Source organism: Variovorax sp. P1_H2, from assembly GCF_056405295.1.
The window spans coordinates 1-25,678 of sequence record NZ_JBFUCJ010000018.1; the positions used below are offsets into that span (position 1 = coordinate 1).

33 protein-coding genes are annotated in these 25,678 nt (G+C 65.6%); 15 read left to right on the forward strand and 18 right to left on the reverse strand.

From position 1 onward, the window contains the following. Positions 1-610 (forward strand): hypothetical protein (locus tag AC1D2E_RS08900; RefSeq protein ID WP_478197062.1); only part of this gene is annotated, 610 nt, incomplete at its 5' end. A gap of 409 nt (positions 611-1,019) precedes the next feature. On the opposite strand, the gene AC1D2E_RS08905 is transcribed toward AC1D2E_RS08900, so the two are convergent. Beyond that, the gene (locus tag AC1D2E_RS08905; protein ID WP_478197063.1) at positions 1,020-1,259 is read right to left on the reverse strand and encodes a hypothetical protein; all 240 of its coding nucleotides are present in this window, start codon (positions 1,257-1,259) and stop codon (positions 1,020-1,022) included. A gap of 26 nt (positions 1,260-1,285) precedes the next feature. Between AC1D2E_RS08905 and AC1D2E_RS08910 the strand changes: the two genes are divergently transcribed. Continuing rightward, positions 1,286-1,831 carry a hypothetical protein gene (locus AC1D2E_RS08910; protein WP_478197064.1) on the forward strand — a complete coding sequence of 182 codons (546 nt, stop codon included), beginning with the start codon at positions 1,286-1,288 and terminating at the stop codon, positions 1,829-1,831. 78 nt (positions 1,832-1,909) lie between these two features. Beyond that, positions 1,910-2,452, forward strand: coding sequence for a hypothetical protein (locus AC1D2E_RS08915; RefSeq protein ID WP_478197065.1), 543 nt, complete (start codon positions 1,910-1,912; stop codon positions 2,450-2,452). Between the two features lie 87 nt (positions 2,453-2,539). Here AC1D2E_RS08915 and AC1D2E_RS08920 read toward each other — a convergent pair whose 3' ends face one another. Beyond that, positions 2,540-3,235: a hypothetical protein gene (locus tag AC1D2E_RS08920; RefSeq protein WP_478197066.1), complete on the reverse strand. Its 696-nt coding sequence runs from the start codon at positions 3,233-3,235 to the stop codon at positions 2,540-2,542. A 411-nt stretch (positions 3,236-3,646) separates the two neighbouring features. Then, positions 3,647-4,204: a BPSL1445 family SYLF domain-containing lipoprotein gene (locus AC1D2E_RS08925; protein WP_478197067.1), complete on the reverse strand. Its 558-nt coding sequence runs from the start codon at positions 4,202-4,204 to the stop codon at positions 3,647-3,649. A gap of 436 nt (positions 4,205-4,640) precedes the next feature. Here AC1D2E_RS08925 and AC1D2E_RS08930 point away from each other — a divergent pair, with 436 nt between their 5' ends. Genes AC1D2E_RS08930 through AC1D2E_RS08940 form a run of 3 tightly spaced genes read left to right on the forward strand, consistent with a single transcriptional unit; the run spans position 4,641 to position 6,634 of the window. Beyond that, positions 4,641-5,204, forward strand: a complete 564-nt coding sequence (locus AC1D2E_RS08930; protein WP_478197068.1) for a chemotaxis protein CheB — start codon at positions 4,641-4,643, stop codon at positions 5,202-5,204. A gap of 22 nt (positions 5,205-5,226) precedes the next feature. Further along, the gene (locus AC1D2E_RS08935) at positions 5,227-6,165 is read left to right on the forward strand and encodes a DUF3616 domain-containing protein (protein WP_478197069.1); all 939 of its coding nucleotides are present in this window, start codon (positions 5,227-5,229) and stop codon (positions 6,163-6,165) included. Further along, on the forward strand, positions 6,107-6,634 hold the full coding sequence (locus tag AC1D2E_RS08940) for an adenylate/guanylate cyclase domain-containing protein (protein WP_478197070.1): 528 nt from the start codon (positions 6,107-6,109) through the stop codon (positions 6,632-6,634). Before AC1D2E_RS08935 ends, AC1D2E_RS08940 begins: the two co-directional genes overlap by 59 nt. Positions 6,635-6,653: 19 nt before the next feature. On the opposite strand, the gene AC1D2E_RS08945 is transcribed toward AC1D2E_RS08940, so the two are convergent. Beyond that, positions 6,654-8,066, reverse strand: coding sequence for an aminotransferase-like domain-containing protein (locus tag AC1D2E_RS08945; RefSeq protein WP_478197071.1), 1,413 nt, complete (start codon positions 8,064-8,066; stop codon positions 6,654-6,656). Positions 8,067-8,319: 253 nt separating this feature from the next. Here AC1D2E_RS08945 and AC1D2E_RS08950 point away from each other — a divergent pair, with 253 nt between their 5' ends. Genes AC1D2E_RS08950 through AC1D2E_RS08970 form a run of 5 tightly spaced genes read left to right on the forward strand, consistent with a single transcriptional unit; the run spans position 8,320 to position 12,498 of the window. Next, positions 8,320-9,951 (forward strand): cbb3-type cytochrome c oxidase subunit I, encoded by a 1,632-nt coding sequence (locus tag AC1D2E_RS08950; protein WP_478197072.1) that lies wholly within the window; start codon positions 8,320-8,322, stop codon positions 9,949-9,951. Between the two features lie 4 nt (positions 9,952-9,955). Then, positions 9,956-10,669: a cbb3-type cytochrome c oxidase subunit II gene (locus tag AC1D2E_RS08955; protein ID WP_478197073.1), complete on the forward strand. Its 714-nt coding sequence runs from the start codon at positions 9,956-9,958 to the stop codon at positions 10,667-10,669. Continuing rightward, positions 10,644-11,258: a c-type cytochrome gene (locus tag AC1D2E_RS08960; protein ID WP_478197074.1), complete on the forward strand. Its 615-nt coding sequence runs from the start codon at positions 10,644-10,646 to the stop codon at positions 11,256-11,258. Before AC1D2E_RS08955 ends, AC1D2E_RS08960 begins: the two co-directional genes overlap by 26 nt. Next, positions 11,258-11,887 carry an SCO family protein gene (locus AC1D2E_RS08965; protein WP_478197140.1) on the forward strand — a complete coding sequence of 210 codons (630 nt, stop codon included), beginning with the start codon at positions 11,258-11,260 and terminating at the stop codon, positions 11,885-11,887. Before AC1D2E_RS08960 ends, AC1D2E_RS08965 begins: the two co-directional genes overlap by 1 nt. Positions 11,888-11,889: 2 nt before the next feature. Then, on the forward strand, positions 11,890-12,498 hold the full coding sequence (locus tag AC1D2E_RS08970) for a hypothetical protein (RefSeq protein WP_478197075.1): 609 nt from the start codon (positions 11,890-11,892) through the stop codon (positions 12,496-12,498). Here AC1D2E_RS08970 and AC1D2E_RS08975 read toward each other — a convergent pair. The 5 genes from AC1D2E_RS08975 to AC1D2E_RS08995 form a co-directional block, all read right to left on the reverse strand. Further along, complete coding sequence (locus AC1D2E_RS08975; RefSeq protein WP_478197076.1) at positions 12,491-13,567, reverse strand: tartrate dehydrogenase; 1,077 nt, start codon at positions 13,565-13,567, stop codon at positions 12,491-12,493. The two genes, AC1D2E_RS08970 and AC1D2E_RS08975, sit on opposite strands and share 8 nt — an antisense overlap. A 27-nt stretch (positions 13,568-13,594) precedes the next feature. Next, positions 13,595-14,395, reverse strand: coding sequence for a 4-hydroxy-2-oxoheptanedioate aldolase (gene hpaI, locus AC1D2E_RS08980; protein WP_478197077.1), 801 nt, complete (start codon positions 14,393-14,395; stop codon positions 13,595-13,597). Between the two features lie 15 nt (positions 14,396-14,410). Next, the gene (locus AC1D2E_RS08985; protein ID WP_478197078.1) at positions 14,411-15,880 is read right to left on the reverse strand and encodes an NAD-dependent succinate-semialdehyde dehydrogenase; all 1,470 of its coding nucleotides are present in this window, start codon (positions 15,878-15,880) and stop codon (positions 14,411-14,413) included. A gap of 93 nt (positions 15,881-15,973) precedes the next feature. Then, positions 15,974-17,533 (reverse strand): UxaA family hydrolase, encoded by a 1,560-nt coding sequence (locus AC1D2E_RS08990; RefSeq protein WP_478197079.1) that lies wholly within the window; start codon positions 17,531-17,533, stop codon positions 15,974-15,976. A 26-nt stretch (positions 17,534-17,559) separates the two neighbouring features. Beyond that, entirely contained in the window at positions 17,560-18,543 is a 984-nt protein-coding gene (locus AC1D2E_RS08995; RefSeq protein ID WP_478197080.1) for a Bug family tripartite tricarboxylate transporter substrate binding protein, read from the reverse strand. Positions 18,544-18,653: 110 nt separating this feature from the next. On the opposite strand from AC1D2E_RS08995, the gene AC1D2E_RS09000 reads away from it, so the two are divergent. Next, a complete protein-coding gene (locus AC1D2E_RS09000) occupies positions 18,654-19,601 on the forward strand; it encodes a LysR substrate-binding domain-containing protein (RefSeq protein WP_478197081.1) in 948 nt (315 codons plus the stop codon). A 46-nt stretch (positions 19,602-19,647) separates the two neighbouring features. Here the strand turns inward: AC1D2E_RS09000 and AC1D2E_RS09005 are convergent, their stop codons facing one another. The 8 genes from AC1D2E_RS09005 to AC1D2E_RS09040 all read right to left on the reverse strand — a co-directional run bounded on the left by AC1D2E_RS09005 (position 19,648) and on the right by AC1D2E_RS09040 (position 23,232). Then, a complete protein-coding gene (locus tag AC1D2E_RS09005) occupies positions 19,648-19,917 on the reverse strand; it encodes a hypothetical protein (RefSeq protein ID WP_478197082.1) in 270 nt (89 codons plus the stop codon). 18 nt (positions 19,918-19,935) lie between these two features. Next, positions 19,936-20,313 carry a hypothetical protein gene (locus tag AC1D2E_RS09010; RefSeq protein ID WP_478197083.1) on the reverse strand — a complete coding sequence of 126 codons (378 nt, stop codon included), beginning with the start codon at positions 20,311-20,313 and terminating at the stop codon, positions 19,936-19,938. Between the two features lie 289 nt (positions 20,314-20,602). After that, complete coding sequence (locus tag AC1D2E_RS09015; RefSeq protein WP_478197084.1) at positions 20,603-20,803, reverse strand: hypothetical protein; 201 nt, start codon at positions 20,801-20,803, stop codon at positions 20,603-20,605. 190 nt (positions 20,804-20,993) lie between these two features. Beyond that, complete coding sequence (locus AC1D2E_RS09020; protein WP_478197085.1) at positions 20,994-21,266, reverse strand: DUF1488 family protein; 273 nt, start codon at positions 21,264-21,266, stop codon at positions 20,994-20,996. Beyond that, positions 21,241-21,507, reverse strand: a complete 267-nt coding sequence (locus AC1D2E_RS09025) for a hypothetical protein (RefSeq protein ID WP_478197086.1) — start codon at positions 21,505-21,507, stop codon at positions 21,241-21,243. The genes AC1D2E_RS09020 and AC1D2E_RS09025 overlap by 26 nt, the downstream gene beginning before the upstream one ends. Before the next feature lie 179 nt (positions 21,508-21,686). Next, positions 21,687-22,235 carry a DUF1003 domain-containing protein gene (locus AC1D2E_RS09030; protein WP_478197141.1) on the reverse strand — a complete coding sequence of 183 codons (549 nt, stop codon included), beginning with the start codon at positions 22,233-22,235 and terminating at the stop codon, positions 21,687-21,689. A gap of 237 nt (positions 22,236-22,472) precedes the next feature. Beyond that, on the reverse strand, positions 22,473-22,892 hold the full coding sequence (locus tag AC1D2E_RS09035; protein WP_478197087.1) for a hypothetical protein: 420 nt from the start codon (positions 22,890-22,892) through the stop codon (positions 22,473-22,475). 28 nt (positions 22,893-22,920) lie between these two features. Continuing rightward, positions 22,921-23,232: a hypothetical protein gene (locus tag AC1D2E_RS09040; RefSeq protein ID WP_478197088.1), complete on the reverse strand. Its 312-nt coding sequence runs from the start codon at positions 23,230-23,232 to the stop codon at positions 22,921-22,923. Positions 23,233-23,353: 121 nt separating this feature from the next. Here AC1D2E_RS09040 and AC1D2E_RS09045 point away from each other — a divergent pair, with 121 nt between their 5' ends. Next, positions 23,354-24,109, forward strand: coding sequence for an SOS response-associated peptidase (locus AC1D2E_RS09045; protein ID WP_478197089.1), 756 nt, complete (start codon positions 23,354-23,356; stop codon positions 24,107-24,109). Between the two features lie 66 nt (positions 24,110-24,175). Here the strand turns inward: AC1D2E_RS09045 and AC1D2E_RS09050 are convergent, their stop codons facing one another. Further along, complete coding sequence (locus AC1D2E_RS09050; protein WP_478197090.1) at positions 24,176-24,478, reverse strand: hypothetical protein; 303 nt, start codon at positions 24,476-24,478, stop codon at positions 24,176-24,178. A 189-nt stretch (positions 24,479-24,667) separates the two neighbouring features. On the opposite strand from AC1D2E_RS09050, the gene AC1D2E_RS09055 reads away from it, so the two are divergent. Beyond that, positions 24,668-24,811 carry a hypothetical protein gene (locus AC1D2E_RS09055; RefSeq protein ID WP_478197091.1) on the forward strand — a complete coding sequence of 48 codons (144 nt, stop codon included), beginning with the start codon at positions 24,668-24,670 and terminating at the stop codon, positions 24,809-24,811. Beyond that, positions 24,808-25,671: a bile acid:sodium symporter family protein gene (locus AC1D2E_RS09060; RefSeq protein WP_478197092.1), complete on the forward strand. Its 864-nt coding sequence runs from the start codon at positions 24,808-24,810 to the stop codon at positions 25,669-25,671. The genes AC1D2E_RS09055 and AC1D2E_RS09060 overlap by 4 nt, the downstream gene beginning before the upstream one ends. Positions 25,672-25,678: the final 7 nt, after the last annotated feature.

A 25,678-nucleotide genomic window follows, 5' to 3' on the forward strand; every position in this document is an offset into this window, starting at 1 on the left:
GTCCACAAGGCTCTGCGACTGGAGGCGGAAACCAATTGCATTTCGTGATTCCGCCGGGCGACAGGGCGACCATATTCAATGTGGTTGGGGAAAGGAAATTGATGTGATTGTGACAAGACTAAAGAGGCATTTCGCGGACGGCTTGAGTTTTTACGATGACCTGCCAATCGACCAGAAGGTCTCGTTGRTGGAAGGCAAAGTGCCAAGCCCCCTAGTCAAGTTGATTTGGCTGTGCAATGAGGATGCACGTGAGTTGGACATCGAAGTCAAGGACGGGAAGCCGACGCTATCCATTTCGGCCCTTCCTGATTCCTCCGGGTTCATTTGCTTTGAGGAGGTAGGGAAACCAGACAATTGCCTGCTGCTCGACGCAACGGCAAAGGAACGTGTGCGCCTATCCGTTCCATGGCAACTCACCGGGCCGAAGAACCCCGAGTCTGCCGAGTCGCCGACGTCATTTCTTGACGTCAGTGGACCCTACCTCAATCCGGTTGATGGCAGGAAGGGGGAATATGGTGTGAAGGCGTGGGTACAGCACGCAGGCATGTACTACTTCGAGTTGGACTATCACACAGGCCAGTTTCTCTGGGGCAGGGAGATCAGGGATTAACTTCTCTGATCTTGCAGTAATGGGCCGATCTCCAACTGTATTTCAAACTCTGCTTCAAGTAGCACCAGGAAGCGAGTTGGTCATGCAGAAACGGTTGCAAGGGCTGGGATTTGAAATCAGTGTTCTATAATGCAATACGATGCAGTCCCGTTGCAGCCGCTTCTCGTCAACGAAAGATCTATGAGCCTTCTAACTTTATTAATTTGTTTGCTTTTCATATTTCCGTTGTGGAGAATATTCGAGCGTGCCGGCTTTAATCCGGCTTGGTCGCTTCTCGCGATACTATCAACGCCTGGGCTACTTATCATCGCAGGCATTCTTGCACTCAGAAAATGGCCCGCATCGAAGACCAAGACAGTTACGCCCTCGAATTAACCATGTCTTCGATCTATCAATTGTTAATCACATTTTATAAATCTTGGTTTTCAAGTGTTTTGTTGACTCTTGGATTGCCCATAACCACAGTACTCTTTGTCATCGTGGTTTTCTTTTCATCTTGTGTCATTTCGAAAGCAGGTTTTTCCCGTTGGTGGGCGCTCCTGAGCGTCATCCCATTGATAAATCTAATTGCCGTGTGGGTTTTTGCGTTTGTCAAATGGCCAAGATTGTCAAAGCAATAGCGCCGTGACCACCTGTGGCCTTGGCTCATTCTCGATCCTGCACTCAAGAGAACCCATGTCACTGCTGAAATTTCTTGGGGCGGTTGCCGCTGCCTGCATGCTCGTCGGCTGTGCCTACGACGGAGCTGGTTATCCGAAGCCGGAATACAACCACGTCGCGCAACCCGGCGACCCCGAGTTCTTCCTCGAATCCCGATTCGGCACGAGCACGCAGTTCAAGGCCAAGATCAATGCCGCCGTCGATGACGACTGCCTTGGCGCGGAGCGCGTCGCGTACCTCCAGACGATGGATTCCTATCTGCGCCGCGCCGATGCCCCCGGCCCTTGGAAGATCACGGCACCAGCCGGCAAGCCCATCCTGATCGCGGGCCAGTGGGTTCGCTATTCCACGACCGGCTTCGACTACCTGAGCAAGACAAACCTCGTCTTCCCGGGTGGCAGTTGCCCGTGGGCTGCGAAGACGATGACGCCTGTCGTTGGTGCGAAGTACGTTGTCCGACTCTCTGGCGTCGGCCCCACCTGCGCGCTTTCGATCACCACGATCGAGGGCGCGCCAGTCGACACTCACGATGCGCCCAACTGTGCGCGCCCGACGCGCTGAAGCGATTGTTGGGGTGCGTCCCGCGCCCCAATTCCTGATCTACCTCAACTTCGAGTACCGATGACAGTAAGACAACCCGTGCGCAATGCGTTCGTCGCGATTGCAGTGACCTCACTCCTGGCCGCTTGCGGCACTCGCCAGCCTGCTGCGCCCGAGCCGCAACCGCCGGCAGCCACCGCACACAACACGGTGGTGATGCCACCGGTTGCATACGGCACCACGAGCAAGGGCCTTCAGTTGTCGAAGGCCGATGACAACTGCGGCGTACCCGATTCGCTGCGCCAGGCGGTGGAAGATCAGTTGGAAGCGCCGTATGAATACTTGCATCCCACGCGGGGTCCGGGCACCGAATCGGCCGCGCTTCTGAAGATCGAGATCACGGACATCTTGGCGAACGCCGGAGGAATGTATGGCGGCCCCAAGATCGTGCAGATTCACGGTGTTCTCGACCGCCCTGGCATGCCGGCTGCGAAGTTCACCGCGCAACGCCAGATGTTCATGTACTTCGGGTTTCCGAAGAGCACATGCAGCATGGTCGGCAACGTGACCTACGCGTTGGGCGCGGACATCATGAAATGGATGCGCAGACCGGTGGACGGGGCGCATCTGGGCGACCTGTGAGTCTGTCTGGGAGTCACGGCTACCGGAAACTCAATGATGTTGGACGAAGCGCAGGCCACCGTCCGGTGGCCTGCTCATGCTGGCCCCTCAGGCAAGCGGCGTGGCGCAGGACCACAAGCCCAGGTACGCCACCGCCTTCTCCTTCTCGATCGCCGCGCCGCTTCGCTCGATCGACGCCGGCGATTTCTTGGCGAAGTCCGCGATCGATTGAGACAGGTTCCAGACCTCCGTGCGGTCGATCAACAGCAGGCGATCGTGCAGGGACTTGTCGCGTGCGAGGCGGACTTCCAGGGGGCGCGATGCCTTGTACTGCGCCTGCCAGCGACTGGCCGCCGGCGCGAGGCTGGCCTTGGTCCCGGCGCGGTCGCCCAGGATGAGGATGTGCACGCCTTCCTGTGCGGCGATGGCGATGTCCGTCAGCGCGGTGGCGTTCACATAGGGGTCGACGATCAGGACCTCGCGCCGGGCCGCACGCACCACCCTCGCCAGTTCGGTGAACACGTCGAAGGGCGAGCGCGTGGCGAAGAATGCGCCACGTGGCGCTTCGCCCGCAGAGGCCGCAGCGGGCGGCAAGCCGCGATCGAGCACGGCAGCGAGGCGCCGCCCTGGCGGGACACAGAAGAGGCCGCGCCGAGAGGCCAACGGCCGGTGGCCGTTCGAGCCGGCCGCGTCGTGCGCGGCACGACGCGCCGGCGCATTGCCGATGTTCACGATGAGCTGCACCGGTCCGCCGTGGACGGAAATGGCGATGCCGGGGAGGTCACTATCATTCGAGGTAGCCATGATGTGCGTTTCTTTCTAAGGGTTGCACGTTGTGGTTAGAGCCTCGTTGGTGTTAGTCGCACCTTCGGGGCTCGCCTTTTTGCTCAGAGCAAAGCCCTGAGCGACCTTGCGCGTGGCCGAACACAGGAAGCGGTCGGCACATGCAGCAACCGGCCATTTCACCGCGGTGCGGCGCTTGCGCGAACCCCGTCGGTTCGGAAACTGGCGGGGGAAATGTCTGGGGTTGAGTTGTTGCCTGAAGAAGGTTCGCGCGGCTTTCACTACAGCGACGAAACCAGTCTTCCCAGGCTCGACAGGGCCTGTTCGCTGCGCGCATCCCGGGTGTGGCCGTCCGACCGCCTCGGCAAAGGTGGCCTGCCGGGCCGGCAGCACGACTGGTGGAGTCCCGGGACCCCACGAGTCGCGCTCAGTTCAAAGTTGAATCCGATCGATCTTCGCGCCTTGCAGCGATATACCGGCTTCCAGCCCGACGTTGGTGAGCACGAAACCCACCACAGGCTGCTGAGCAGTGTTGGTGTCGATGTTTCCGTTGGCGCCGATGGTTGCGAGCGCCACCGTGGCGTCCGCGCCGACCGTCCAGCCCTGGCTGCTGCGGAACTTATCCAGTGCTTGCTGCGTGGTGAACAGGTAGATGACCGCCTTCGACTGCGCGCCCGCCTGGAAACCGAGCGACCCCGCGGTGGTGCTGTAATAAGCCTCGGTGCGTCGGCTCACGCGGAGCGCACCGCGACCGTATTGAGCGCCGACAAAGAAGCTCGCGTCGACCACGGCCGGAAACACCAGCACACCCTTGGATTTGGCCACCAACTCGCGCGAGCCCGCAACATTGGTGTAGAGCTTCGAGAGCGTCTCATTGACCTGGGCTTCGATCGACGCACGCGAAGACGTGCTGCTCGCGCTCTCGCCCTTCATGGTCGTCGTGCAACCGACGAAAGCGAGGCCCGCCACCGCAACGGCGGCGGCACGCATGGCTGTTCTGAGGTAGGGGTACAGGTGGCTCCTTTCGTGGCTATGCTTCCGGCGCTGGCTTGGCGATGCGAGCCATGCGCCTTCACCATGATAGGCAGGCCAAAGTGCCTGCAAGCCCACTGTGGAAGCGCAACTATACGGATTCGAGGCATCGGCGAAGTTGTTTGTGAGATTGAACGACGCCGCCGCCTACAGGCGCACGGCCCGAAGACTGATGGCACGAATGCTTCATCCGTGGCATACCTTCAAAGCCAGTCAGCGGAACGACGGCCGATGCTGGCGTGAACGTTCGGTTCGCCATCAGGCTTTCGACCTTATCAAGAAGGAGGATCGCCATGAAATCCGAGCAGGCAGAGATGGGCAAGAGCGAGAGCGCCGGCGACGCCGCGCCTCCTCGCCTGGATCGAAAGGATGACGTCCTGCGGCGAGGTCGACCGTGAACCCGCGGCGCGACCTGGTCGTGATCGGTGCGGTCGAGGGGGCACTGCCCACCTTGTCGACACTCCTGAATTCGCTGCCGATCATTTTCCACGCGGCCATCCTCGTGGCGCTGCGCACCCATTCGCAGAGTGTCCAGACGCTGGTCCGCATCATGGATGGCTATTCGTCCATGCCGGTGAGCTATGCGTGCGAAGGTCGCTTCGCCCGGGTCGGCCATGTCTATCTGCCGCCGGCGGGCAAGGGCCTCGTCATCCGGCCGGAGGGCGTGATGGGGCTGGATGATCGGGACACGACGTCGACGGGCATGCGCCCCATCGACCGCCTGTTCAGCTCTGCTGCCGCGACCTGCGGCCAGCGTGTGATCGGGGTACTGCTCGCAGGCAGTGAGGGCGAGGGCACGCTGGGCATGAGCGCGATCGAGGAGGCCGACGGCGTGGCGGTCGTGCAGGACGCCGCGGCGCCCGCGTGCCCGCTGCACGCGATGAACCACCAACGTCCGCACAGCGTCGTGCCGCTGACTGGGATTGCACCGCTTCTCGCGACGCTGGTCGAAGGGTGAAGCAGCGGACCGAAGGCAGGCCATGGAAATCCACAATGCCCGAGTGCCGCAGACTCTTCCTGCCTTCCGGCCCTTGGCCGGCATCTATGAGCCGTCCGCGATCCAGCAGTTGCCGGACGGGCGCTTTCTTGTGGTTGAGGATGAAAAGGACCACCCCTTCAGTTTGGTCACGATGGGCGCTGACGGAAGCGTTGGCAGTGCACCCCTGACTGCCGGGCTGTTTCAAATCTTCAGCGACTTCTGGAAGCTCGACGATCTTGAAGGACTCGCGCTGGACCGATCGGGATTCGTGTACGCCATCACCTCGCATTCTCGTGACGACGATGGCAACGAGAAGAAGTCGCGCGAACGGCTGGTTCGCTTCCGAGTCGACGGCCATCGCGTGGTCGAGCCCAAGGTCGTGCACGGACTGAAGCGCGCCTTGACGATGGCATATCCGTTGCTGGCCTCGGCTGCCGAGATCCGGGACGTCAAGGACGCCGGAGGGCTCAATATCGAGGCGTTGGAGATGTGCCCGGACCAGCAGCGGCTGCTGATCGGCTTTCGAAGCCCGCTGCACGAAGGTCGCGCGATCATCGCCAGCGTTGAAAATCCGGCTGCGCTCTTCGATGACGACGAGCCGCCTCGGCTGGCCGCCGACCTCAGCGAACTGGATCTGGGCGGCCATGGCATCCGCGGTCTTTCCTACATGCCTTCGCTCGGTGCGTACCTGGTGGTCAGCGGGYCGATGTCGCGCGAAGGCGGCGAGTTCTCACTCTGGCTCTGGAACGGCCAGCCGCACGGCTCTGCGCGTCGCGTCACCATTCCCGGTCTGCCAGGCCTCGCGCGCGCAGAGGGAGTGTGTCCAGCCGTCGTCGACGCAGGACCAGGAATCATCGTCGTCAGCGACGACGGCAGCCGCCGTGAAGGACGCCCTGCCAGCTTTCTGCTGTTGGGCATCGATCACCTTCGATTCGACTGAGAGAACGGCCGGCGCGGCGTTACGGCAGAATTCGCAGTCTGGCCCGATCGCGAGCGCGAGCACCCAGCGGAACGGTCCGTTGGCCATGCGTTCGGAATCCAGCCCCTGGCAGGCGCGGGACGCCGTACTCGCCGCACTGGACATGCGCTCGGAACTGGCGCGCTACAACGACACCTTGCGTCAGAAGGGCCTGCCTGAACTTCGCTTCGGCATCGGCATTCACGGCGGGGAAGTGGTGGCAGGCGTGATCGGGACCGCGGGCCTTTCGAAGTTCAGCGTGACCGGCGATCCGATCAACGTGGCCTCCCGGGTCGAATCGCTGACCGGCAAGTACGAAGTCGATCTGCTGATCACGGAGGAAATCCGTCGCGCGGTCGACGATCAGTTTCGCCTGCGCCCCATGCCGCCGGCCCTGGTCAAGGGCAAGGCGGAGCCGATCCAGACCTATTTCGTGCAGGCCGAGAAGTAGGGCGCGCTGTCGGCTAAGACTACAGCGACGAAACCAGTCTCCCCAGGCTCGCCAGGGCCTGTTCGCTGCGCGCATCCCAGGTGTGGCCGTAGTTCAGCCGCAGGCAGTTCGTGAACGCGCGGCTGGCGGAGAAGATCGGTCCCGGTGCCACGCTGATGCCGAGGGACAGCGCATGGCGATGGATCTTCAGCGCATCGATGCCCTCGGGGAGCTCGACCCACAGGAAGTAGCCGCCCGCGGGCCGGGTCGCCCGCGTGCCGCTCGGGAAATGGTGTCCGACGGCTTCGGCGAAGGTGGCCTGCTGGGCCGCCAGCGTCTGGCGCAGCTTGCGCAGGTGCTTGTCGAAGCCGCCGCGTTCCAGGTAGAGCGCCATCGCGCGTTGCGCCGGCGCGGAGGCGCTCAGCGTGGTCGTCAGCTTCTGGCGCGCGACGGACTTCACGAAGCGCCCGGGCGCCGCCCAGCCGATGCGGTAGCCGGGCGCCAGGCATTTCGAGAACGAGGAGCAGTGCATGACCAGGCCCTGCGTGTCGAAGGCTTTCGCGGGCGCCGGACGCTTGTCGCCGAAATAGAGTTCGGCATACACATCGTCCTCGATGAGCGGCAGCTGGTGGCGCGCGAGAAGCGCCACCAGCGCCTTCTTCTTGGCCTCCGGCATCGAGCTCCCGAGCGGGTTCTGGAAGGTCGTCATGAGCCAGCACGCCTTCGGCTTGTGGCGCGAGATCGCATGCTCCAGGGCCGCGAGGTCGATGCCTTCGCGGGGGTGGGTCGGCACCTCGATGGCTTGCAGCCCCATGCGCTCGAGCGCCTGCAGCGCCGCATAGAAGGTGGGCGATTCGACGACCACCGAATCGCCGGGACGGGTCACGGCGGACAGGCACAGGTTCAGGGCTTCGAGCGCGCCGTTGGTGATGACGATCTCGTCCGTGTGCACGGGCATGCCGTCGGCGAGATAGCGCAGCGCGATCTGGCGGCGCAGGGCCTCGTTGCCCGGACTCAGGTCGTCCACCGTGCTCCAGGGGTCCAGCGACTGGGCGCTCGAGGCCATGGCCTGGCCGAGCCGCCCGAGGGGGAACAGCAACGGGCTCGGAAACGCCGAGCCGAAGGGAACCACATCGCGCGTCATGCTGGATTCGAGGATCTCGAACACCTGCTCGCTGACGTCGACCGCGATCGATTCGTCCTTGGGCTGCGAGGTCAGGTCCAGCTCGGGCGGAACCTGCCGGACGCCGGCCGCGACGTAGTACCCCGATCGCTCCCTGGCCCGGATCAGGCCGCGGGCTTCCAGCAGGTAGTAGGCCTGGAACACCGTGGACGCGCTGACGCCGCGGCTCTGGGTGGTGTGGCGCACGGACGCGAGGCGGTCGCCGGGGTGCAGCACGCCGGTGCGGATCGACGCCTCGATGTCGGCGGCCAGCGCTTCATAGAGCTTCATCAATGCCTCTCGAATGCAGCTCGCGACAGGCTAGCCACGGCGTGCGCTGATATGGAATTTCGTAAATTGTAGTGAAGCATATGAATGTGAGCTTGTCGGCCAGATTTCGATGAAGCGGGGAAGAGCAGATCGCTATCTGATCTGCTTTTTGATGGCGTAACTGGTGATTCTCGATCTGATCCATGCGGCCTAGGATCATGGCCACGTTCTTCCCCGGCCCAGCGCCTGACCCTCGGGAAGACAGAAAGAGCACATGAATCCCACCGCCTTGCTGCTGGCCACCTTCCTGCTGTCGATCACCGGCCTGTTCGCATTCATCTGGTCGCTGCGCAAGGGCCTGTTCGATGCCGAATCGACCGGCGCGCGAACCATCTTCTCGGCCGGCGAGATCGGCCATCCCGAGGAGCCCTCGGCCAGCGCGGAGCAGCAGCGCCGGCTGGCGGCCGTGACCGCGGGCCAGACCTCGCCGGCCCGGGGCATGGCGCCCAGCGAGGCGGCGGTGCGCGAGGCGGCCGACCGCTCCAGCGCGTTCCCGGCCTTCGTGCTCATCGGCTCGGCCGTGGTCTGGCTGCTGGTGGCTTCGGCCGCCGGCCTGCTGAGCTCGCTCAAGCTGCACTGGCCGGACCTGCTGACCGAGCAGGCCTGGCTCACGCTCGGCCGCCTGCGCACGCTGCACCTCAATGCAGTCGCCTACGGATGGGCGCCGCTGGGCCTGCTCGGCCTGGCGGTCTGGATGCTGCCGCGCCTGCTCAAGACCCAGCTGATGGGCGGGCGCCTGGTCATCGTCGGCGCCGTGCTCTGGAACGCGGGCCTGATCGCCGGGCTGGGCGCGATCGCCATCGGCCTGAGCGCCGGCATGGAGTGGCTGGAGATCCCCTGGCAGATCGGCGGCCTGTTCGCGGTCGGCGGCATGCTGATCGGCTTGCCGATGGCGCTGATGCTGCAGCGGCGCCAGGTCCACCACCTGTACGTGTCGGTCTGGTACATGGGCGCGGCGCTGTTCTGGTTCCCGACGCTCTACATCGTGGCCAAGATCCCCGGTGTGCACTTCGGGGTCGAACAGGCGACGATGAATTGGTGGTTCGGCCACAACGTGCTGGGCCTGTTCTACACGCCGCTGTCGATCGCCTGCGTCTACTACTTCCTGCCCAAGGTCATCGGCCGGCCGGTGCGCTCGTACAACCTGTCGCTGCTCGGCTTCTGGACCCTGGCCTTCTTCTACGGCCAGGTCGGCGCTCATCACCTGATCGGCGGACCGATCCCCGAGTGGCTGATCACGCTGTCGATCGTGCAGAGCGTGATGATGATCATCCCGGTGGTGGCCTTCTCGCTCAACCAGCACCTGACGCTGCAGGGCCACTTCAGCGCGCTCAAGCATTCGCACGTGCTGCGCTTCATCTTCTTCGGCGCCGTGATGTACACGCTGGCCTCTCTGCAGGGCTCGCTGGAAGCGCTGCGCTCGCTCAACGCGGTCACGCACTTCACGCACTTCACGGTGGCGCACGCGCACCTGGGCATGTACGGCTTCGTGTCGATGGTGATCTTCGGCGGCGTGTATTTCGCGCTGCCGCGCATCCTCGACACCCGTTGGCCGAAGCCCGCCCTGATCAGCCTGCACTTCTGGCTGGTGGCCGCCGGCTTCGCGGTCTACATGATCACGCTGAGCATCGGCGGCATCCTGCAGGGCCTGATCCTGCTCGATCCGGCGCGCCCCTTCATGGACTCGGTCGCGGTCACGCTGCCCTGGCTCCAGGGCCGCTCCATCGGCGGCGCGCTGATGACGCTCGGCCACCTGGTGTTCGCGTGGCATGTCGCGCTGATCACCGCGCGCTCGGGCGTGTTCACGCAGACCGACCGCATCGCACTCCACACCTCGGCGGTCTGACACCATGGAAAACGAACTCAAGCTGGTCAGCGGCGCGATGGTGACGCTCTCGCTCGCCACCGCCGCGATGATCGTCGTACCCTTCCTCCAGCTCAAGGACGAGCCGGCGCCGCCGGCCCTCAAGCCCTACACCAGCCAGGCGCTGCGTGGCCGCGCGGTCTACATGGCCAACGGCTGCATCGCCTGCCACACGCAGCAGCCCAGCACCACCGGCGCCGGCATCGCCGACGCGCGCCGCGGCTGGGGCCGCGCCTCGGTGGCCGGCGACTACCACTACGACGAGCCGCCGCTGCTCGGGACGATGCGCACCGGGCCGGACCTCTTCAACATCGGCGTCCGCCAGCCCAGCGCAGACTGGCACCTGGGCCACCTGTTCCAGCCGCGCGCCTACGTGCCGGGCAGCATCATGCCGTCGTATCCCTTCCTGTTCGAGGTGAAGGACGAGGGCATCGCCGCGAAGAGCGAGCGCGTCGTGGCGCTGCCGCCCGGCACCGTGCCGCTCGGCAAGACCGTGGTCGCCACCCCGGCGGCGCTGGATCTCGTGGCCTACCTGCAGAGCCTGAAGCGCGAGTACCCCGTGCTCACGCCGGCCCAGGCGGAGGCCGTCACGCGCATGCTGCCGGCGCGCCGCGGGCTCGAAGCGCCGGCGGCGGCCGACGCGCCACCCGAAGTCCCCGCAGGAAAGAACAACGATGAAGCAACCCCAGCAAAGCCGTAGCAGCGAGCACGCCGATCCGCACGAGCAGTACAACCCGGTGCCACGCGTGGTGCTGAGCCTGGCGCTGGCGCTCGTGGTCTGGGCCGTCGCCTACATCCTGCTGGCCAGGCCCGATGGCCTTGCGGGACTGGGCGACCAGCGCGCGCCGGCCACCCTGGCGCAAGGGACGGCGCCGGCCGAGGGAAGCACGGTGGATGGCCGCCAGCTGTTCGTCGCCAAGTGCCAGGCCTGCCACCAGGCCGCCGGCCAGGGGTTGCCGGGTGTCTTTCCGCCCCTGGCGAATTCGTCGTGGGTCAAGGGACCGGCTGAGATTCCGATCCAGATCGTGCTGCACGGGCTGAATGGTCCCATCGAAGTCACCGGCGCAACCTACAACGGCTCGATGCCCGCCTTCGGGGAACAGTTGAACGACGCCGAGCTGGCCGCGGTGCTGAGCTTCATCCGCGCCGAATGGGGCAATGCCAGTGCCGCGGTGGACGCGGCGGCCGTTCAGGCCGCGCGCAAGGCCGGCGCCGAGCGCACGCAGCCCTGGCCGGCCATCGCCGAACTGGAGAAGTTCGTCGCCTCCGCCGGCGGGACCCGGCCGTGATGCGCGGCTGGCGCACGCTGGCGTCGACGGCCGGGGTGGCCGCCGCGGCGCTGTCCGCGTTCGCGGCCGTGACCCATGGCTTTGCCGCGGTGACGTCGGACGGCGTCCGGCGCGCCGAGATCGCGAGTGCGCCCCGCACGCTGCCCACGATCGGATTGGTCGACGCCAGCGGCAGGCGGCTGGCGTTGAGCGACTATGGCCGGCCGGCGCGGCAAGCCACCTTCGTCACACTGGCCTATGTGCGCTGCCAGTCCGTGTGCCTCACCAGCGCTGCCGGGCAGTCCTGGCTGCAGGGGGAGATCCGGGCGCGCGGGCTCGCCGATCGCGTGAGGCTGCTCACGCTCAGCTTCGATCCGGCCAACGACACGCCTCAGGTGCTGGCCGAGCATGCGCAGCGGCTGGACGCCGACCCCGCGGTCTGGCGCTTTGCCGGCGTCGCCGATCCGGCGCAACTGCGGGCCATGCTGGACCTGTTCGGTGTCGTCGTGCTGCCGGACGGATTGGGCGGCTATTCGCACAACGCGGCACTGTTCCTGATTGGCGAGGACGGCCGCCTGAGCCGCGCCTACGACATCGAACGCCCGGACATCGCGCTGGCCGACTACCTGCGCAGCGTCGGGGGCGCGTGAGCATGGCGAGGCGGTGGAGGAACCATCTCCGCGACCTCGCTCCGGGCTTGCTGCTGGCCGGCACGGCGGCCGCGCACCCCTGGCTCGAACAGACCATGGCGCGACACATGGGCCTCGAGCTGCCCGCCTTGTTCCTGCTCGGCTGGCTCGCAGCCGCCCGGACCGGAGACAGCTTGAGCCGCGCCATCGCCCGCTGGAACGCCAACGGGCTGCCGGGCCTGCTGTTCGCGCTGTGCGTGACCGGGTTCTGGATGGTCCCTGCGGCACTGGACCTGGCCGTGCTGCACGCGGGCGTGGCCGTCGCCAAGGTCGCGAGCCTGGTCGCCGCGGGCCTGCTGCTGCGCGCTTCCTGGGCCTGCGCAGGAACCGTGCTGCAGGCGTTCGTCGTCCTCAACGGGTTCTGGATGACCCTGGCCGCGGGCCTGATGTACCAGGAAGCGCCGCGGCAGCTGTGCAGCGTGTACCTGGCGGACCAGCAGGGGCTGGCTGGCCGTGCCTTGGTGGCCTGGGCGTCGGCGGGGCTGGCCGGCTGGCTGTGGCGGGTCGCCCGCGCTTCATGGCGTTCGGACGACGTCGGGTCCGGGACGTTGCGGCCCGGCAACCCTATATGAGTTCGGCGATGGCCTTTCCCATTTCCAGTGTGCTGGCCTTGCCGCCGAGATCGCCGGTGCGAGGTCCGTCCTTGAGCACCTGCTCGATGGCAGCGAGGATCGCGTCGTGCGCCTCGCGCTCACCGAGGAAATCCAGCATCAGCGCGCCCGACCAGATCATCGCTATCGGGTTGGCGATCCCCTTTCCGTAGATGTCGGGCGCCGAACCGTGTACTGGCTCGAACAGCGACGGGAACTTGCGCTCCGGGTTCAGGTTGGCCGACGGCGCCAGACCGATCGTGCCGGTGCAAGCCGGTCCGAGGTCGGACAGGATGTCCCCGAACAGGTTGCTCGCCACCACCACATCGAAGCGCTGAGGCTGCAGCACGAAACGCGCAGTGAGGATGTCGATGTGCTGCTTGTCCACCTTCACATCGGGGTAGCCCTGGCCCACTGCGTCGGCGCGACCGTCCCACCAGGGCATGCTGATGGCGATCCCGTTGCTCTTCGTCGCCACTGTCAGGTGCTTGCGAGGGCGTGACTGCGCGAGCTCATAGGCGTACTTGAGCACGCGGTCGGTGCCGAATCGGCTCATCACCGTTTCCTGCACCACGATCTCCCGCTCGGTACCCTCGTACATGATTCCGCCGAGGTTGGTGTACTCACCCTCGGTGTTTTCGCGCACGATGTAGAAGTCGATGTCACCTGCCTTGCGCCCCGCCAAGGGACACGGCACGCCTTCGAACAGGCGCGCGGGGCGCAGATTGATGTACTGGTCGAACTCGCGGCGAAACTTCAGCAAGGAACCCCACAGCGACACATGATCCGGGACCGTGTCAGGCCAGCCGACCGCGCCGAAATAGATCGCATCCTGAGCTTCGAGCTGTGCCTTCCAGTCCGCGGGCATCATGCTGCCGTGCTGCAGGTAGTAGTCGCAGCTCGCCCATTCGATGTTCGTGAATCGCAGGTCGAAGCCGAAGCGGCTCGCGGCCTTCTCCAGCACCCGATGGCCCTCGGGCATGACCTCCTTGCCGATTCCGTCGCCAGCGATGCTGGCGATCTTCAGTGTCTTGTTGTGGCTCGTGCCCATGGTGCTTGCTCCAAGTTGAAATACGGTTCAATACGCCGCGCCGCCGGCCGCGCTCATCGCGCTCTCGGTGCCCAGGCCGAAGTCGCTTGCCAGGCGGCGCGCGCCCTGGACCATCAGCGTCACGTCGATGCCGACGGCGACGAAGGTGGCGCCGAGTTCCAGGTAGTGGCGGGCCAGCCCGGCGTCGGCGGTGAGGGTGCCGGCGGCCTTGCCGCTGGCGACGATGGTTCGAATGGCCTGGTCGATCGCAGCCTGCACCTCCGGGTGGCCGGGCGCGCCGCGATGGCCCATCGAGGCGGCCAGGTCGGCCGGGCCGATGAAGACGCCGTCGACGCCATCGACCGCACAGATGGCTGCCAGATGGGTCAACGCCGTCCTTGTCTCCGCCTGCACCAGCAGGCAGACCTCGTCGTTGGCGGCGCCCAGGTAGTCGCGGCGGGCACCCCAGCGCGAGGCGCGCGCCACGGCGGCGCCGACGCCGCGTAGGCCTTCGGGCGGATAGCGCGTGGCGGCCACCAGTGCCCGTGCCTGCTCCGGCGTGTCGACCATCGGGACGAGCAGGTTCTGCGCGCCGATGTCGAGCAGTTGCTTGATGAGCGCCGTGTCGCCGGTCACCGCGCGCACGACCGGCTGCGCGGGGTAGGCCGCCACTGCCTGCAGTTGGGCCAGCGTGCTGCGCACGTCGTTGGGCGCGTGCTCGCCGTCGATCAGCAGCCACTGGAATCCGGCCGTGGCACAGGCTTCGGCAGCGTAGGGCTGTGCCAGCGAGAGCCACAGGCCGACCTGCGCTCGCCCGGCGGCCAGCGCCTGCTTGAATGGATTGTTCATTGCGTCGTACTCCGTCTAGTCGAGTTGGCCCTGGCACACGTACTTGGTGTGCAGGTAGTCGTCAAGCCCATGCACCGAGCCTTCGCGGCCGTAGCCGGATTCCTTGACGCCGCCGAAAGGAGCGGCCTCGGCCGCCAACGCGCCCTCGTTGATGCCGACGATGCCCGACTCCAGTGCGTCCGCGACGCGCCAGATGCGACGCGCGTCGTTCGAGTAGAAGTAGGCGGCCAGCCCGAAAGGCGTGTCGTTGGCCGCCGCGACCACCTCGTCCTCGGTCTCGAAGCGGGTCAGCGCCGCCACCGGACCGAAGGTCTCTTCGCAGGCGCAGGCCATGGTCGAGTCGGCGCCCACCAGAACGGTGGGTGCGAAGTAGTGGACACCCAGGTGCGGCAGCCGTTCGCCGCCGGCCAGCACCTTCGCCCCGCGTGACACTGCATCCTGAACGTGGCGCTCGATCTTCTCGACCGCGCGCGCATTGATCATCGGGCCGACCTGCGATGCCGGATCACTGGCCGGCCCGACCTTGAGAGCGCCGACGCGCGCTGCCAGCTTGTCGGCGAAAGCGTCGTGCACCTTGCTCTGCACGAATACCCGGTTCGGGCAGACGCAGGTCTGGCCGCCGTTGCGGAACTTGGAGGCCATCAGGCCCTCCACGGCGGCATCGAGATCCGCGTCCTCGAACACGATGAAGGGCGCGTTGCCGCCGAGTTCGAGCGAGAGCTTCTTGAGCGTGTCGGCGGAGCGCCGCGCCAGGTGCTTGCCCACCGGTGTCGAGCCGGTGAAGGTGATTTTGCGCACGCGTGCATCGTCGAGCCAGGCGTCGACCACTTCCGGCGTCTTCTCGCGCGAAGCCGTGACGATGTTGATGACACCCGCAGGCACCCCGGCCTCCTGCGCCAGCCTCACCAGCGCGAGCGAAGTCAGCGGCGTGTCTTCAGCCGGCTTGCAGACGACGGTGCACCCGGCGGCGAGCGCGGGGGCGATCTTGCGCGCGATCATCGCGGCCGGGAAGTTCCATGGCGTGATCGCCGCGACCACGCCCACCGGCTCCTTCAGCGCGAACATGCGCCGACCCGGGACGGGCGCGGGGATGATCTCGCCGTTCATGCGCGTGGCTTCCTCGGCGAACCATTCGATGTAGCTTGCCGCATAGGCGACCTCGCCCTTGCCTTCGGCAAGCGGCTTGCCCTGCTCCAGCGAGATCAGCGTGCCCAGGTCGTCCTGGTTCGCCATGACGAGATCGTTCCAGCGCTTGATGATCTGAGCGCGCTGCTTGGCCGGGACCTTGCGCCACGAGGCGAAGGCCTGGTGCGCGGCGTCGGCCGCAGCGCGCGCTTGCGCGGCGCCGGAATCGGGCACCTGCGCGATCAGCGCGCCGGTCGCCGGGTCGGTGACGTCGAGCTTGCCGCCGGTGGCTTCAGACCACTGGCCGGCGATGAAGTTGGCACCGCGCAGCAGGTCGGTGCGTTGAAGGGTCAGCGACATGGTGGGTGTGTCTCGTCGATCTTGAAACTGAAAAAGTCGGGTGCCGGAGGCCGCGAGCCATCGCGGCATCCGGGAGAGGGTCCGCCAGCGGCGCTAGCTGACGATGCCCATGTGCCAGGGCACGAACTCGTGGTTGCCCAGCCCCAGCAGTTCGCTCTTCGTCTTTTCTCCAGAGGCGGCGCGAAGGATCTGATCGAAGATGCGCTGACCCATCTGCTGCATGTCGACCTCGCCGTCGAGCACCGCGCCGCAGTTGATGTCCATGTCCTCTTCCAGTCGCGTGAACATCGGCGTGTTGCTCGCGAGCTTGATCGTCGGTGCCGGCTTGCTGCCGAACATCGAGCCGCGCCCGGTCGTGAAGCAGATCAGGTTGGCGCCGCTGGCGATCTGGCCGGTCGAGGCGACCGGGTCATAGCCGGGAGAATCCATGAACACGAAGCCGGCCTTGTCGATCGGCTCGGCGTACTCGTAGACCGCCTGCAGCGGCGTGGTACCGCCTTTCATGGCCGAGCCGAGCGATTTCTCGAAGATGTTGGCCAAGCCGCCCGCCTGGTTTCCGGGGCCTACGACGCCATTGAACTGTCCGTTGTGTCCACGCGTGTACGCCTCCCACCAGGCCAGCCGATCGAGCAGCTTCTGGCCGACCTCCGGACTGACCGCGCGGCGGGTGAGCATGAACTCGACGCCGTGGATCTCGGGCGTCTCCGACAGGATCGCGGTGCCGCCATGGCGCACCAGGATGTCCATCGCCGCCCCGAGGGCCGGATTGGCGGTGATGCCGGAGAAGCCGTCGGAGCCGCCGCATTCGAGTCCGATCTTCAGGTGCGCGGCACTGACGGGCTGGCGCCGGATATCGTTGGCGGCCGGCAGCATGCCTTCGATGGCCGCGATGCCGGCAGCGATCGTCGCGCGGGTGCCGCCCGTGTCCTGCATCACGAAGGTCTTGACGTGGCTGCCGAGCGTCAAGCCCTGCGAGGCGACGAGGTCGGCCACCTGGTTGCGTTCGCAGCCCAGCCCGACGATGAGCACGCCGGCCAGATTGGGATGGCGGGCGTAGCCGGCGATCGTTCGACGCAGCACATCGAAGTGCTCGCTGGGGGACGACATGCCGCAGCCGCTGGTCTGCGCGAAGGCGACCACGCCATCGACGTTCGGAAAGGCCGCGAGCCGCTCGGGCGTGAAGTGCGCCGCAATGTGGTGAATGGCGGTGGCCGAGCAGTTCACCGACGAGATCAGGCCGATGAAGTTGCGCGTCGCGACGCGCCCGTCGGGGCGTACGATGCCCATGAAGGTGGCGCGCTCGGCTTCCGGCACGTAGTCGACGGGCCGCACGTCTTCACAGAAACCGGGGTCCCGGTCAAAGTCGATCAGCGCCAGATTGTGCGTGTGAACGTGTTCGCCCGGTTCGATGTCGCGCATCGCCGCGCCGATCACCGTGTCGTACTTCTTCACCGGCGCGCCGRCCGCGATGCGGCACGCTGCGATCTTGTGGCCGGCCGGCACCTGGGCGCGCATGCGCAGGCCCAATTCGGGCAACTCCTGCCCGAGGCCGATCGGCGAGCGCGAGATCAACACGTTGTCATTGGCGTGCAGCCGTATCAATGCCGATGCAGTGGCGACGTTCGGGTTCGCAGGTGCGAGAGTTGCATTCATGGCGGATCTCCGGAGTGGCCAGGCGTTCAGTTCTTGCTCATCAGTTCCTTGAGCTTGAGCCGTTCGATCAAGGTCTTCTCCTTGGCATAGCTCGCGGCCACGTACTTCTCGTAGTCCGGCGCATCGAGATAGAGCAAGGGCGCGTCAATCCTGGCGCAGGCCTCGGTGAACTCGGGACTCGCCGCAGCGACCTTGAACGCGGCGCGCAGCCTCGCCAGCACGTCGGCCGGTATGCCCTTCGGAGCGCCGATGCCGTTGGGCGCATCCACCACCACGTTGTATCCGGACTCCTTCAACGTCGGCACGTCCTTGAACTCGGTGGTGCGTTGCTCCCCCCAGGTAGCCAGGAGGCGCAACTTGCCGGCCTTCACATGCGGCGCCCATGAACTCGAATCGGCAAGCACGTCGACGTGGCCGCCCATCAGAGCCTGCAGCGCCTCGGCCCCGCCTTTGAAGGGAATCGCGTTGAACTTGGCGCCTGCGGCGATGGCGAACTCTTCCATGCCGACATGCGTCGCGCCGCCCAAGCCTGCGGTGCCGTAGGTGATCCTGTCCGGATTCGCCTTGGCGTCCGCGACCAGATCCTTGAGCGTCTTCCACGGGGCCTCGGCACGCACGGCGATGCCGAAGGTCTGGCCCGAGACGCGGGCGATGTAGCTGAGGTCCTTCATCGGATCGATCTGGACCGTGCCCAGTTGCGAGAAGCGCGTCACCGAAATCGGGATCTGTCCGATGGTGTAGCCATCGGGCTTCGCGGAGGCGAGCGCCTTCAGCCCGATCATGCCGGACGCCCCGGCCTTGTTGTCCACCACCACCGGTTGGCCGAGCGCCTTGGCGGCAGCCGCGCAGAGCGCGCGCATCGTGACGTCCGCGGTGCCGCCCGCTGGCCAGGGGCAGATGAATGTCACCGGACGTTCCGGGTAGCCGGCCGCGAAAGCGCGGGTCGCGGAAAGCGGAAGCATGGCAGCAGCGAGGCTGCCGAGCATGAATTGGCGGCGATTGGATGTCATCGGTTTGTCTCCTGATGTTTCGGCGTGGAGACCCGATTGTTCGTCTTTAGATCATTACAATCCAATCAGAAATAGGACTCTCTTCATTCCTAAATGGTTATGGAGCTCACATGGCAGAGATCGACCGGGTATTGCGATCCAACCTGAAGCTGCGCCACCTGCAGCTGCTGGTGGCGCTGGATGAATTCCGGCACCTTGGGCGCGCCGCCGAGTTCCTCTCCGTGAGCCAGCCGGCGGTGTCCAAGACGCTGGTCGAGATCGAGCGCATGTTCGGCCTCGACCTGTTCGTGCGCTCCACGCGGGGCACCGAACCCACAGCCTATGGCGAGGCCGTCGTTCGCTTCGCCCGTTCGGTGCTTGCGGATTTCGGCCGCACGCGCGACGAGATCGCCGCCGTGGCCGGCGGTGCGGCCGGCCGCACCAGTGTCGGAGCGATGGTGGTGGCGATACCCTCCCTGCTCGTGCGCGCCGTCGCCCTGCTCAAGCAACGTTCGGCGCGCACCACGGTGCTGGTGGAAGAGGGCGATCTGACGCGGCTCCTCCCGAGGCTGCGCGTCGGCGAACTCGATCTCTTCGTAGGCCGGCTGGAGCCGGGCTATGCGTCGCCCGATCTGGACACCGAGGCGCTCTATGCCGAGCCGATGTGCATCGTCGTGCGTCCCGACCATGCACTCGCGCGCGACAAGCGCGTTGACTGGTCAAAACTCGCCGGCGTTCCCTGGGTCGTTCCGCCACCATGGGCATCCTCGCGAGTCAAGCTCGAGCAGATGTTCTACAAGCATGGGCTCGCGCCCCCCGTCGACATCGTGGAGACGGCATCGTTTCTGGCCACGCTGACGTTCGTGCGCGAACGCCCTGCGCTAGGGTTCCTCGCACGCGGCGTGGCACGACACTTCGAGACAGAGGGACTTGTCAAAGTCCTGAAGCTCAAGGTGCCGATCGAGCTGCCGCCGGTGGGAATGATCACCCTGCGAGGACGTCCTCGCACCCCCGCCACGGAGCAGCTCATGGACTGTTTGCGACGCACGGCCGCAGGCCCGGCGCCGGGCGTTGCATGAGGGTCCGGGAAGTCGGTGCAAGGCCGTGCGCGCACCGAACTTGCGGTCAGGCGCGTTTGTCGCGGTCGCGGCGAGGCCAGAAAACCGGGATGCCCTCGCGCGCGCAAAGGTCGCGCGCTTCCAGTTCGGACAACTCGCTGACGGTCGTGTCGGCCGCCGGGTCGCGAGGGCACTCGTACGGCTTGTCCGGTCTTGCGCTGCCTTTGTCTTTGGCAGACCTCGACTGGGGCGATTCGTGCAGCGGCATGGACTCGCTGACATCAGGCAGCTCGGGGCCTGCCTGACCAGGACGATGGCGTCGAAAGAAATTGCGCATGGTCTTGGAGGGCGATGGTTACGGAAACTCGATGAAATTGCTCTCGATCCAGACCTTGCCCTCCTCGTTCAGGGCAAAGGTGAGCGCCTTTTCCTTGGTGACCTTCCGGGCCCGAATGGCTTGCGAGAGCGGGGTCGCATGCGACAAGTCTTCGCGCCGGTGGTTGTAGACGTGCTCCTTGCCATCCTCATCGCTGATCGCATAAGAGACGGAAATGCCATCCAGGTCGGCAAGGGGCTGCAGGAACGCGATGAACTGAGATGCCGTGATGCCATCGGCACTGATGGTGCCCCAATGTTTGTACAGGGCCGCGTTGGGCGCCGTTTGCATGCGCTTCGATGCGCTGTCCTCCAGAAGGTGAGGCAAGGTCTCGAAGCCTTCGCTGCGTTGATCCATTTCTACACTCCTTCGCTTTCTCATTTCCGATCGAGCTTTGGTCGGATCGTAGCGATGAAGGCTGTGGCGCATAAGGGCCACGGGCGCGCTCCTGCGAGCAAAAACGTGCATAGTTGGCGATGGCGGCTCTTGGTGAAGCTGTCCATCCGAAGCCTCGTGCTGAACTGAACTCCAAAGTTTTCATGTCGTGCCTCCAGCTTCCCGGTACCTGCGCAAGTGCTCCGAGATGAAGGCGCAGATCTCGAAGAATGCGAGGCATCCGAAGTGCTTTCGCTCATCCGGCCGGAAGTCACGCTTCAGGACGCCACCTCGACACGAGCCGCTTCAGCACCCCGGCGACGCCCTTCGGGTCGGTACCGATCGGGCGATCGCGATAGAGCGCGCGCAGCCCTTCGAGCACCTCGTTCAAGGCGGTCAGGTTGCGGTCGCTGTAGCGCCAGACACCGGTGACCACGAAGTGCCCGGGCGTCGCGGCCGGCTTGGGCGCCACCTGGACGTTTGCAATCTCGGAAAGGCAGGCATCGTCATGTCCCTTGCCGCCGCCTCCTGAACCAGCAGCCGACGTCGTTCGTCCTGCCGGACGAGGCGGTGGATCGGCTGCGCGCCGCGGCAGGGAAGATCATCCTGGCATCGCCCGAGTTTCAGCGGCTGCTGAAGGGCCGAACTCCGCCCTGCGAAACCTATTCGATGCCTTTGCCCACTGGCTCGTGCAGGTCATAGTCGCGCAACATCACCGGCTCGACGGAGCCGCCCGAGACGCGCCGGCGCACGGCCGCATCGATCTCCTGCGCGTGGAGCTGGTAGGTCTCCAGTGGCTGGTCGTCAATGGCGGTCGACCGATAGCAGTAGTGCAGCGTTTCCTTGCCGATGCTCGCGCCGACGAGCTTGCCATCGACGGGCACCCAGAAATGGACGGCGCCCGACGATTCATGAAAGAAGGGAGGATTCGACATGAGGGGTCCTGGGGTTGCTTTCGCGGTCGTCGATCCAGAGCGACGCCTTCGCTTCAATGGCGTGGATGGCATCTTCGCCGTTGGCGAATTGCCTGCACGAGATGATGTGGCACTGGCATGCCTCTTCGAAGAACAGCATCGCCGCGGCCGCCAGGGTGCCGTCGAAGGAAACGTTCGTGAGGTGGCTGCGTATCTCCCAGCCGTGATAGGAGAGGCGCGTAGGGTCGAGGTCGTAGTCCATGATGCCTTGCTTGAACAGAGGGGGCTAGGCCCAATGCTTCCTTGTACAGCGGGCACCGCCGCTTGTCAGTTCGCCAGCGCACAGATGCCGCGGCTCAGAGCGATCCCCCGTAGCCTTTTTCGTCCGCGGCATAGCAGGCGCAGGCCGTCGCTTCGAGTCCCGGACGATCGAGTACCTCCTCATGGGGGCGGCTGTCGAAGGGCAGTCAACAGCGTGAGTTGCTGCTTCTGGATTTCAAGCAGATCTTCCCATTGGCTCTTGCGCAACTGATCGATCTTGTCGTGCAGCAGCATGATCTCGAGTTCGGCCTTCAGGTTGACCTCGTAGTCGTGCTCCGCATGGATCCGGTCCTTCTCGGATTGCCGGTTCTGTGACATCAGGATGATCGGTGCCTGCACTGCCGCCAGCATGGAAAGAAACAGGTTGAGCAGGATGAACGGGTAGGGGTCGAAAGTCGAGCCGCGGCTCACCAGGAGCAGGACATTGAGAGCGACCCACAGCAGCATGGTGGCGCCGAAGAGGCCGACGAAGGTCCACGAGCCGCCGAATGACGCGACCGCGTCTGCCGCACGCTGGCCCAATGACTGCCCGGCATCGGCATCCTTTGCGACATTGCGTGACACATGCGTTCGTTCCGCAACGTGTCGCGCGACGCGCTGTGTCCGCGCGTCGAGGGCGTCGTAACGCGCACCCAGGAGCTTCGTTGCGATGTCGTCGAGCTGATGCATGGAGGGACCAGCGTAGCGGTGGGCGCCATCGATGTCTGTTCGATACCGAACATATGCGAGAGCGAGCGCAGCGCATGGGGGACAGTCGCCGGCATCGAGGAACCACCCATGACGGGCGGGTGCCGAAGCAACCTCTACCAGCGCCGGATGACTGTCAGCTTGGAGTATGGAACGGTCTGCGGGCACCTGTCTGTGCGCCATCGCACGATCGGGACGGAGAGCCGGCTTTCGAGCCGCTCAGCGCGCTTGCTGTCCGCGCCCGCGGAGCCGCGCCCATAGCGCCCGCAGCCTCCGGGCGCGGTCTTCGAACAGAAACGAGCCGGCAAGCGTGAGCATGCCGGAGACGATTCCCGTCACCACGGCCTCCAGGCGAGGGATGCCGTAGTGACCCGGGTGGGAGAAGGAGTCGCCGACCATCGTCAGGATGCCGACGACCAGCGCGTTGCCATAGCGGTTCGCGTAGAGCTTCGCGGCCGGCGTGAAGGTCAGGAGCACCGCGAGAATGCCGGTGAACAGGCCGGTCTGCAACGCGAGCGCCCAGTGCGGAATGCTCAGGATGTTCCCGAGGCTTCCGGGCATGCAGGTCATGCAGGCGCTGGTCGGCTGCCAGAAGCGCCGGACGAACAGGATGAAACGACGCTTCCATGGATCCGGCATCACCCGGACCTCGTCAATGCACCGGTTTCTACTCCCATACGGGAAGGCTCCGCAAGGCGTCGTTCGGCCGGTCGACAATGTCGACGCCGGTGATGCCTTTCCCGTCCGGCAAGAGCTCGACGTCGCAGATGACCTCCCAGGCATGGCTTTCGGTGCGCCGCGCAAGACAGACCTCCTCGCCGGCAGCAATGAGGCTGGTGCATTCGCCGATGCTGATCCGTTGTGCCGCGCCGAGCGTCAACTCTTTCGAACCGAACTCCTTTTCAGCAACCGGATGAATGGCCACGAGATCAATCGTGCCGCCCCCGTAGTGAACAGCGGTAATTGCATGYTGTGCCATTTGCGACCTCCATGGATGGAAGAGTTCAGTATGGCCGCGGCGAGTCGGCGCCCGGCTTCGGGGAGCGTCCATGCCGGGCCAGTGCGGATTCCGCCGGGCTGATCTCCAGCACAATACGCCGATGTGCAGCCACTACCAAGCCGAGAAGCGCCGCAAGCAGATCGAAAAGCACTTCGGCATCAGGCTGCCGCCCGGCTGGGAACCGCCGCCGGGCGGATTGCACATCTACCCGACGCAGAGGGCGCCGATCATTCGCCGGCCGCCGGAGCGCGAGTCGGGCGACGAGGCCGTGCCGGGCTTCGAACTCGTCGAAGGGCATTTCGGCCTGCTCCCCGGCTTCGCCAAGGAGGTCAAGTATGGCCTCCAGACCTACAACGCGCGCACCGAGACCGTCCGCGAGCTGGCCAGCTTCAAGAGCGCCTGGGCCAAGGCGCGGCACTGCATCGTGCCCTGCGAAGCCATCTATGAACCGGACTGGCGCACGGGCAGCTGCGTTCCCACGCGGTTCACCGCGGCGAACGACGAGACGCTCGGAGTGGCCGGCCTGTGGTCGCCCTGGAAGAACCCCGAAACGGGGGAGTGGGCGCTGAGCTTCACGATGCTCACGATCAACGCCGACGAGCACCCGCTGTTCAAGCTCATGCATCGGCCGGACTCGAAGCGCCCGCCCGAGGAGCAGGACAAGCGCATGGTGGTGATCCTGCCCGAGGCGCGGTACGAAGAGTGGCTCGATTCGCCGCCAGAGCGGTCCATGGACTTCATGAACCCGTATCCGGCCGAGCGCCTGGTCATGGCGCCGGAACCGCCCCCGGCCAAGGAGCCGAAGCCCAAGCCGGCCCGTGCCAAGTCGGATCCGCCGCAGCCGTCCCTCTTCTGAGGACCGTCGCTGTCTTGCGTGCGGCTACCGCCAGGCTCTCGCGAGCACCCGGCGACTTCCAGCTGCCTAGGAGGTCTTTGCCTGGCCGTCGAGCCGGCGGTTGGCGTCGAGCGCATAGACGACCTGCTTGTCATCCGCCGACTTCTGATGAGCGCCGTTTTCTCCCGAAGGCAAGGCCGACGTGCCGTAGACCTCCCGTTCGAGTCTCTTCGCGCGCTCCGCGTACATGCGGGCCAGCGCGCCATGGTGCTCGGCGGCGGCCTGGTGCTCGATGCGCGCCATATGCGCCTCTTCGAGCAATGTCATGACGCGCCGCAGGTGGCCGTTTCGACTGGGCTGAAAAATGCTGAACATCAGACCCTCCTTCAATTGGAAACCATCGAGGAAATCGCTTTTTACTTCAATCGGGCGTGCCGCGCTTGCGGCCCGGACAAAAGAGGTAGGCTGTCCGGACGATGACTCGGAGGGCTGCGATGCCCTGGTGGCGCCCTTATGCTGGGGAGGCGCCGATCGCGACGCTTCGCCTCGAAGCGAGCGCGCGTCGTTCAGGAGATCGCCTTGAAATACAAGTTGCTCCCGGCCATTCTCCTGGCACTGTCGATGGCCGCGCCAGGCATCCATGCACAAACCGACCCGTCGGCCACCGCCAAGCCGGCCGAGAGTGCGGTCAACCCGGCCTCGGCCGGATCTGCGCTGCCATGACCGTCCAGGAGACGATCCTGCTCGCCGTGCAGGCGAGCATCGTGATCACGGTCTTCAGCTTCGGCCTCGACGCCACCGTCGACGACGTGCTCTACGTGGTGCGCCGCCCCCGGCGCCTCCTGCGTTCTGTCGTCGCGATGTTCGTGCTCATGCCGCTGGTGGCCATCGCGCTCGACAAGGCGTTCGAATTGCACCACGAGACCGAGATCGCGCTGGCGGCGCTGTCGCTGTCGCCGGTGCCGCCCTTGCTGGTGAAGAAGCAGGACAAGGCCGGCGGACGGGAGTCCTATGCGCTGGGCCTGCTGGTGACCATGGGGGTCCTGTCGCTCGGCGTCGTGCCGCTCGGGGTGGTGCTGATGACGCAGGTCTTCGGCCGGCATTTCGAGATGCCGTTGGCCGGCATCGCGGCGGTGATCCTGAAGGCGGTGATCCTGCCACTCGCCGCCGGCATGGCGGTGCGAGCCGTGCTGCCCAAGGTGGCCGGGCGCATGGCCAGGTCGGCCGGCATCGTCGGCACCGTGCTGCTGGTCGCCGGGGCACTGCTGATCGTGGGTGCGAGCCGGCATGCGATCCTGGCGCTGGTCGGCGACGGAACCATCCTGGCGCTGCTGGTGTTCATCGTCGTCGGGCTGGCGGCGGGCCATTGGCTGGGGGGCCCCGATCGGCGGGATCGCGCGGTGCTCGCGCTGTCGACCGCGTCGCGCCATCCCGGCATCGCATCGGCGCTGGCGACCGTCAACTTCCCGGGCGAGCATGGCGTGACCGCCGCCATCATGTTGTACCTGCTCATCAATGTGGTGGCCTCGCTCGTTTATGTGGCCTGGCAGCGCAAGCGCATGGCGTCGAACGCGCCGGCTTGAGCCCTCC